We start from the raw sequence: 7,689 nt of genomic DNA on the forward strand, positions 1-7,689 counted from the left end.
AAATCCTTATCTGGCAAGAGACTTAATTGATTAGTTCGCTCTAGAGCAAAAATAATTGACAAAAATCGCCAAATGCCTTTCTATATAAGGGTTCCATCCCTTATAACCCCCGTCCATTGCATAACAAAAACCGAAGAACCATTTTACTTAAAAGATCAGAAGCCACAAATGACTCTAGTTACACTATTGCCAAATACTTGGAAATTTACTCAAAGTTTTCCGAGTTTGGGAACAAGTATTCTTACCCAAATGGGGTTAAAAGAGGAAGAATTTTTATTTGATCGGCTAATCTTTCAACAACCCAAATTAATTCTTGATTCTGTTGAAGTTAAAGAACCTGAGCAGGTTTCTGGGCTTCGGTTTGAAGCCGAATTGACAATTGATAATGACTTCATTCCCTTAAGTCAATTTATTGGCGAGATACTCTCTCTGAAAGTAACTGGCTTAATCGTGCCTACTCCTAAAGGGACGGAGATTTTTCTTAATGCTCCCATCACAGGAGATATTAGTTTGGGCTACTTAAGCGTTCCTTCTTTAGAACTCGATCTTGTTGCCGATGTGATCGATGAAGCAGAAAGTGGTCTTCCTCCTTACACCAGTGCTTACTTTGCGCTGGAAACTCAGATTAAGGTTGGCAGCTCAGATAATTCCGTTGATTTGCCAATTTATTCGACCTTTCGAGGCTCTCATCAGGACTTGACGTTTGAAGCTGATTTAGAAGACTTTTCTTTAACAGGGCTTTCTCAGTTAACTGCGCTTTTAAATGGAACCGCCCTTGCTGATTTACTGCCCGATGGCTATCGTCCCGAACAGGGTTTAGTTCTCTCTCGGCTTACACTGAATGTTAGTTCAACGGAGAAAAAACTAGAGTCGATTGCGGTATATGTTAATTCAATACAACCCTGGAAAATAACAGACAAAATCGCCATTGAAAATGTCTCAGTTTATTTTTTAGTAGATAATCCTACTTCTTCCGAAAACCGTACTTTGGTTTGTGATTTGTCAGGAGAATTGACCATTGACAGTCTAGCAAAGTTTAGTGTTGGAGCCTCTTTGCCAGGATTTACCATGCATGGTTATCTGGTTCAGGGAGGGGGACTGAGCTTAACTCGACTGATCAATTTCTTTGCCTTTGATGAAGTTTCTGTCCCTCAAGGTTTTCCAGATATTGTGTTCTCTGAGTTGGGTGTGACGTTAGACCCTAAAAACAGAGCTTTTTCCCTAAGTGGTTCAGCATTAACCGATTGGGAAATTATTCCTAAACTGGTGAAGTTGGAGCAAGTTGAAACTAACTTTGAAGTAGCCCGCATTGACGGCAAAACTGTTGTATCGGGGTTAATCCTTGGAACATTGACGATAGCGGGAGCCGAAGTCAGTCTCGTTGCCGATATTGAAGATCAGTTCGTCCTGCGCGGACAAATCTCCAAGCTGAATCTGTCGGCTATTCTGGAAGAGTTTTTTGCAATGGTTGAGTTACCAACCGACCTTCCCGATTTTGAATTTGCCAATATTGAAATTGCAGTCACCCCCAAAACTGGAGAATTCTCTCTGACTGGAAAATCGAGCAATAGCTGGCCGATTCCCATTGGTGTTGATGGGTTAGAAGTTGAAGATATTTCTTTTCAAGTGCTGAGATCGGCAAACTCAACTCAGGCAGAAGCAACAACTCGTCAGCGTTCCGTTACGGGATTTATTAGTGGGACGTTAGAAGTAAATACAGCCCGCTTCCCCATTACCTATCAATTCCCCGGCGATTTTGTTTTACAAGGCCATATTCCCTCATTAAACCTGTCACCTTTAGTACAGAGACTCTGCGGGAGTGAGGTGATTCGTGATTTGCCGATTCCTGCTAGTGTGCTGGCGTTGTCTTTTTCGGATGTAGAGGTGACTATTGCACCTCAGAAAAAATCTTTCTCCCTAGCCGCAGGTTCTAGTTTGGGGCAGACTGAGTTGATTGTGAAGAAGATTGACAACCGTTGGGGCTTTACTGCTGGGTTTATGCCTCCCAGTTATTGGAAGTTCTCAGAGATTGCCGATGAACTCAGGGTGCTTGATGGACTCAAATTTTCCAATACGGCTTTAATTCTGGCTTCTAGCGATGATCGCAATTTCGCTCTCACACGAGTACAGGCTCAACGGAGTGATGTGGCTATCATTCGAGGGCTAAACTTCTTTGCGGGCATGAATCTGTCTGGATTAGGTGTGGATGCGCTTTTGGGAATTACGTCCCTCAATGTTTATACCGCTATCAGTGGAAAACCAGCCGATTTGGTTATAGAAGCCTCAATTGATGGCAGTTTCGATTTAGGTAAAGGCGTTGCCTTTGGTGATATTCGGTTTCGTTTAAAACCTGCTCCCAGTGACTTTTCGCTAACCTTAATGGGGACAGTAACAGCCATTCTGAATAATAGTGTCCTGCGGTTTATTGGTGGCATGGAAGTCAAACCGCGCTCGGCTGAGTTTCAAGCGACTATGTTGGGGATTTGGCAAGATCCTTTTGATGCGAAAGGGGTGTCCATTGCCAATGTCGCGATCGAACTAGGAATGAGTTTCCCGCCACCGCTACCGACAGTGGGAATTGCTGGTACGTTGCAAATTGGGGAATTTCAGGGTGTAGTGGCGGTGAAATTTGATTCGGCTATGCCGAGCCGCAGTATGCTGGCGATCGCTTTTAATCGCCTCTATTTCATGGACGTGATCGGTACTTTCTGTGGAACTGCGGTGAAACAAGCCATTCCCGCTTCTCTGGCTAAAACGGTTTTAGATATTGGCTTTGAAAACGTCAAAATCTACATTGTTCCGCAACCGACGACAATTGGGGAATTAAAATTCGAGCAAGGGACGCAATTAGAAGGAACGATGTATTTCTGGGGATTGCGAGCCTATGGCTATCTAAAAATTGATTATCTTGATGGAGTTGAAGTGAAAGGGGATGTGGAACCGATTAACTTAGCGGGTATCTTTAAGCTTACAGGAGCCACAGGCAAGCCTAAACCCTCACTTTATCTCAAGGTTAGCCCGAAAACCGTTCCCAATCTGGATATATCAGGAGCAGTCGAACTGTTGGGGATTCGTAGTGAAACCCAAATCCGCCTCTCGGATAGTGGTTTTACGTTTACGACGATTGGCAAGATTTTTGATTTATTTGAATGTACTCTAGAAGTACGGGGACAAAATTTAACGCAAGGGGGCGATTTCTTTATTGTTGCTACGATGCGGAATGATTTATTGGAGTATCTCCGTCGAGAAGCCTCGAATGCCATTAAAGCCGCCGCCGATGAGGCAACAAGAAGCCTTTCAAATGCTCAAGATGCAGTGGCTTCCGCTCAACGAAATGTGGATAAGCTCAATACGGATATTAATAATATGCGGCAAACGATTCAACGGGAACGCGATCGCGATGCCCAGCGAATGCGAGATGCTCAGGCGGCAGTTGCTTCTGCTCAACGGGAGGTGGATAAGCTCAATACGGATATTAATAATATGCGGCAAACCATTCAGCGCGAACGAGACCGCGATTCTGGGCGGATGCGGGATGCTCAGGGAGCGGTGCAACGAGCGCAAAATGATGTGAATTCCCTTCAGGGAGAGATTGATAACACCAAGCGAAGAATTGAACAGCTAAAACAGGATATTAGCAATAAGGAACGCTGGTTTAATCAATCTAAATGGTACGAAAAGAGTTACCGTTGGGCGGAATTGTCGGCCTACGCGACGGCTAAGGGTTCTGAAATTGCCGGACTTTATACTTATATCGGTGGAGTTGAAGCGTCTAAGGCAACGGCCAATGGGGTATTGGAAGGGGCCAAGCAGGTGGTACGCGGTTTGGAGAAAACGATTGTCAATTTTCCCATTGATGCGGATGTGCGGATTGCTGGTTTGTTTACTGCACGGGAGACGGCCAATGGGGTATTAGAAGGGGCCAAGCAGGTGGTGCGCGGTTTGGAGAAAACCATTGTCAATTTCCCGATTGATGCGGATGTGCGGATTGCTGGTTTGTTTACTGCACGGGAAACGGCAACGGGAGCGTTATCTGTGGCGACTCAAACCTTACAAGGACTCAAAGTTTCTATTGGGTCAATCGCCGATGTGGGTCAGTTTATCGTCAAGTACAGTTTAGGAGGTTTGCTAGATGTTAAATCGGCACGATTCGAGGCGACGCTGATGGCGGCGAGGGGGGGCAGTGTGTCTTTGGCATTAACGCTGGTGTTTATGCAAGGACAACCGCAAACTTTGGCGTTAGCGTTTAATTTCTATGACCCGTTGAGTGGGGCAAAGGCGTTGGCAAAACAGCTTTTATCTGCTTAGAAATACTGGGTATTACAATTTCTTGAAAGTCAATTTTTTAGTTTATTAATTAGGAGCAAGATTATGGGACTCAAGATTACTCAATTTGGCGGTGGATGGGGAAATAAAGCAGGTGATTGTTGCTTACTGACCTATGGCAAAAAGATGGATCGTCATACCCTGATTGATTTGGGAGCACCACAGGTAAAGCGTAAATATTGTCATTTGGGCATTCAGGCAGATCACACATTAGAAAACGTCATATTTACTCATCTGCATGAAGATCATATAGGCAATGATACGCAATGGAAAGAGGTAGTGGAACGCTGCACTAACAAAATTTTTCTTCCTTCTAAAACTACACTAACGAAAAAACTAGAAAAAATAATAAAACATCCCAAAATAAATCATGCAACAATTTCTTTTCCTGACGATGATCAAGATTCGCAAGAATTAAGTCTTAATAATGATGACGATTTAAAGGTAACAATTAAATTTATAATTCCAGATCCTAACAAATTCAAATTCAAGGAAGCAGAACGTACAGAATCAGATGAAGATAAGATTGAAAATGAAAAAAGTCTAGGTTGTTTAATAACAGTTGAAAAAGATGAAAAAAAATGGCAGATGCTAACTCTTGGTGATATGGAAAAAGATTCGGCAAATGACAGAATATCGTCATTGATTGAAGGCGAAAGAGAATTATTTATAAAGGTGATTAAATTACCCCATCATGGTAGTCAAAATAATTGGATGCCAATAATAAACAAATTAATGAAACGAGGAGAAATTACAGTTATTTCCTCTGGCTTCACGGTCGGTACAACAGGTGCTGATGATTATTTAAAAAAACATGAATTACTTGATAATCGTCGAGGAGCTTTTTACTTTTTGGGTAACACATTTGACCGTTCAGAAGAGGGTTCTAAGTGGACGTCTGCAAAGATGGTCAGTAAGCTTGGAGATTATTTTATTCCTAGATTTATTCAATGTTTAGAGCAAAAAGGAGTCAATTTTGATATTCTAGATCAAGTTCAATGGCACTTTAATCCCATGTATCGCTCTAGTGCCAAATCCAAATATCAGAACCTGATGATAGAGGTAAAGGGAAAATCTTTACGCAACGAAGTTTGGCCAAAAAAGAATAAGAGAAAAAGAGGAAAAGAAAATGGAGATCGAGAAGCAAAAAAGAGCAAAATAATATAGCTTGCTAGATTTACATATGCCATCTGAAAGTACGATCACCGCTCTTGTAGAGTACATTACTTCACACACCTTTTTGCTTTGTAATTATCATTGTTACGCTCCTATAACCCATCCGAAACTTGCTATTTTGTAACCAACTCAACTGGAGAAATCAATCATGGAAAACTCAAAAAACTTCAGCATTTTAAGCTTAGATGGTGGTGGTATTCGAGGAATGCTTACCGCAACCTTATTAGTAACACTAGAAAACGAAATTAAGGCAATTAATCCTGAATATAACCTTACTAATTGCTTTGATTTCTGGCTCTTCGGTTTGTGTTATGCAATGGACGAGGATTACAAGGGATGGAACCCTTATTTAGAAAGGCATTTGGCGATTTTTGTCAATTGTTTTTGCTCTAGAGCGAACTAATCAATTAAGTCTCTTGCCAGATAAGGATTTAGTCGATTTATGCCCCCCTATTGAACCATACCAAGTAACGAAGAACCTGATTTCTTCGCGGGAACTTCAACAGGAAGCATCATTGCCTGTGGCCTTGCCAATGGAATGACCGCCACACAAATTTTAGGGTTTTATAACGAACATGGTCAAACCATTTTCAAAGAGCTAGACCTAAAAAAATTCTCCAACGTATGGCCAGAAGTATGGCGACGAATCAAAGAAAAAGATCCTTCCCTTCCCCTCTTTGAAGAAGAAGGATTAGAAAATGTTCTTAAGAAACCAAACATTTTTCCTGAAACTTTGCTCTTTAAAGACTTACCAAAACCGACTCTAGTAACCAGTTACGATACCTATAATCGAGAAGCCGTAATTTTTGTCAGTCGAGGTACGGTTCAACACAACGAAGATACTACAAACTACACTTCAGAACAATTAGATAAAAAGAAATTAGAAGACGCTAAATATAAAGCAAGATATGCAACTCTTCCCGTGTGGCAAGTCTGCCGTTCCTCTTCTGCCGCTCCCGTCGCTTTTGCGGGTTATCTGCTGAAAGATAAAGCCTATTTAGACGCTTTAACAGACTATGATCGTCCAGATAATGACAGAATTCGTCGAGGCGACTTAATAAAGAAAACAACAACAATACCTCAACATTCTGACGAAAAGTGTATTCCGTTAATTGATGGAGGAGTTGTCGCCAATAATCCTGCCCTATGCGCGATCGCTGAAGCAATTGAAAATGGTAAACCACTAGATAAAATTTTCGTAGCCTCGTTTGGGACAGGACAAGTTAATCGTCGTATTAGTGCAGAAGAAGCAACAACTTGGGGCGGATTTGATTGGGTTAACATTCATAATCAAATTCCACTAATGGATGTATTTTCAGATGGCTCCTCCGATGTCACAGACTATACCGCAAAAAAACTGTTGAAGGATAATTATAAACGTATCCAGCCTGTCATTACTTCCGATATTTCCACATTTCAGGCAGATGAAGCTAATCTCACAGCATTATCTCGTGCAGCAGACCATTATCTAAATCATTGTGGCGGAAAAGAGCGATTAAAGAAATTAGCACAGCAATTGGTTAACGCTTAATATCCATTACGACATAAATTATAATGCAATTTTTAAGAGGGGTTAAAAGCCCCTTCTTCGCTTGGGTAGATAGTGCGATCGCCAATCACGTAGGATACATCCCATGCACCTTTTGCTTTTTCAAAACACTTAAATCCAAATTGCGATGCCTTACATTGCCCTAACATCTCCCGCATCATTCATTGCCCATACTGTCAGGAATTGTTATCGTACCCAAATCAGAGCGATAAAAACCTTCATCAATCAACCAATAGATACGGACAGGGCGATCTTGGGATTTTAAATAAAACCCCTACCGCATAGGATTATAACGAATATAATCACAGGGTAAAGCATAACCTCGTTCATCTCGAATTAATGGTATATCCAGCCCGTTGAAATTAGCTGATAAAATTAAAAAGGAAACCAACCAAACAGCAAACCATGCTAAGTAGTCGTGCAAAATAAATTTCCTAGTGAAGAAAGGCAAAAGGCAAGAGGCAAGAGGCAAGGGGGGGTTAGATATGTGTAATTAATTTTGCTTAGGTAGGGTTTGCTGAATAAATCTAAAAACCTTACAGGAAAGGGCTTTTAGCTTGATTGAGAGCTTCCCAAATGCACTTAAATCTGCTAGAATCTCTTAAAACCCTTGCATCACCCTTGCATCACCCTTGCAT

At 41.6% G+C, this 7,689-nt stretch carries 6 protein-coding genes; 5 read left to right on the forward strand and 1 reads right to left on the reverse strand.

What is annotated here, in order from left to right; genetic code table 11:
- Positions 1-168: 168 nt before the first annotated feature.
- The 5 genes from PX481_RS22915 (at position 169) to PX481_RS22935 (ending at position 7,033) form a co-directional block, all read left to right on the forward strand.
- Positions 169-4,308, forward strand: coding sequence for a hypothetical protein (locus PX481_RS22915; protein ID WP_288096242.1), 4,140 nt, complete (start codon positions 169-171; stop codon positions 4,306-4,308).
- A 63-nt stretch (positions 4,309-4,371) separates the two neighbouring features.
- The gene (locus tag PX481_RS22920) at positions 4,372-5,493 is read left to right on the forward strand and encodes a ComEC/Rec2 family competence protein (RefSeq protein ID WP_002762864.1); all 1,122 of its coding nucleotides are present in this window, start codon (positions 4,372-4,374) and stop codon (positions 5,491-5,493) included.
- A gap of 157 nt (positions 5,494-5,650) precedes the next feature.
- Positions 5,651-5,905 (forward strand): hypothetical protein, encoded by a 255-nt coding sequence (locus PX481_RS22925; protein ID WP_002762862.1) that lies wholly within the window; start codon positions 5,651-5,653, stop codon positions 5,903-5,905.
- Complete coding sequence (locus PX481_RS22930) at positions 5,862-6,044, forward strand: hypothetical protein (RefSeq protein WP_223213080.1); 183 nt, start codon at positions 5,862-5,864, stop codon at positions 6,042-6,044. The genes PX481_RS22925 and PX481_RS22930 overlap by 44 nt, the downstream gene beginning before the upstream one ends.
- Positions 6,017-7,033 carry a patatin-like phospholipase family protein gene (locus tag PX481_RS22935; RefSeq protein WP_288096244.1) on the forward strand — a complete coding sequence of 339 codons (1,017 nt, stop codon included), beginning with the start codon at positions 6,017-6,019 and terminating at the stop codon, positions 7,031-7,033. Before PX481_RS22930 ends, PX481_RS22935 begins: the two co-directional genes overlap by 28 nt.
- Before the next feature lie 292 nt (positions 7,034-7,325).
- On the opposite strand, the gene PX481_RS22940 is transcribed toward PX481_RS22935, so the two are convergent.
- A complete protein-coding gene (locus tag PX481_RS22940) occupies positions 7,326-7,475 on the reverse strand; it encodes a hypothetical protein (protein ID WP_002762856.1) in 150 nt (49 codons plus the stop codon).
- Between the last annotated feature and the right edge of the window lie 214 nt (positions 7,476-7,689).

The organism is Microcystis sp. M53603_WE2, from assembly GCF_030065435.1.

Excerpts from the sequence above, each read along its gene's own strand:
- PX481_RS22925 (WP_002762862.1), top strand. The coding sequence starts at position 5,651 with ATGGAAAACTCAAAAAACTTCAGCATTTTAAGCTTAGATGGTGGTGGT.
- PX481_RS22915 (WP_288096242.1), top strand. The coding sequence starts at position 169 with ATGACTCTAGTTACACTATTGCCAAATACTTGGAAATTTACTCAAAGT.
- PX481_RS22920 (WP_002762864.1), top strand. The coding sequence starts at position 4,372 with ATGGGACTCAAGATTACTCAATTTGGCGGTGGATGGGGAAATAAAGCA.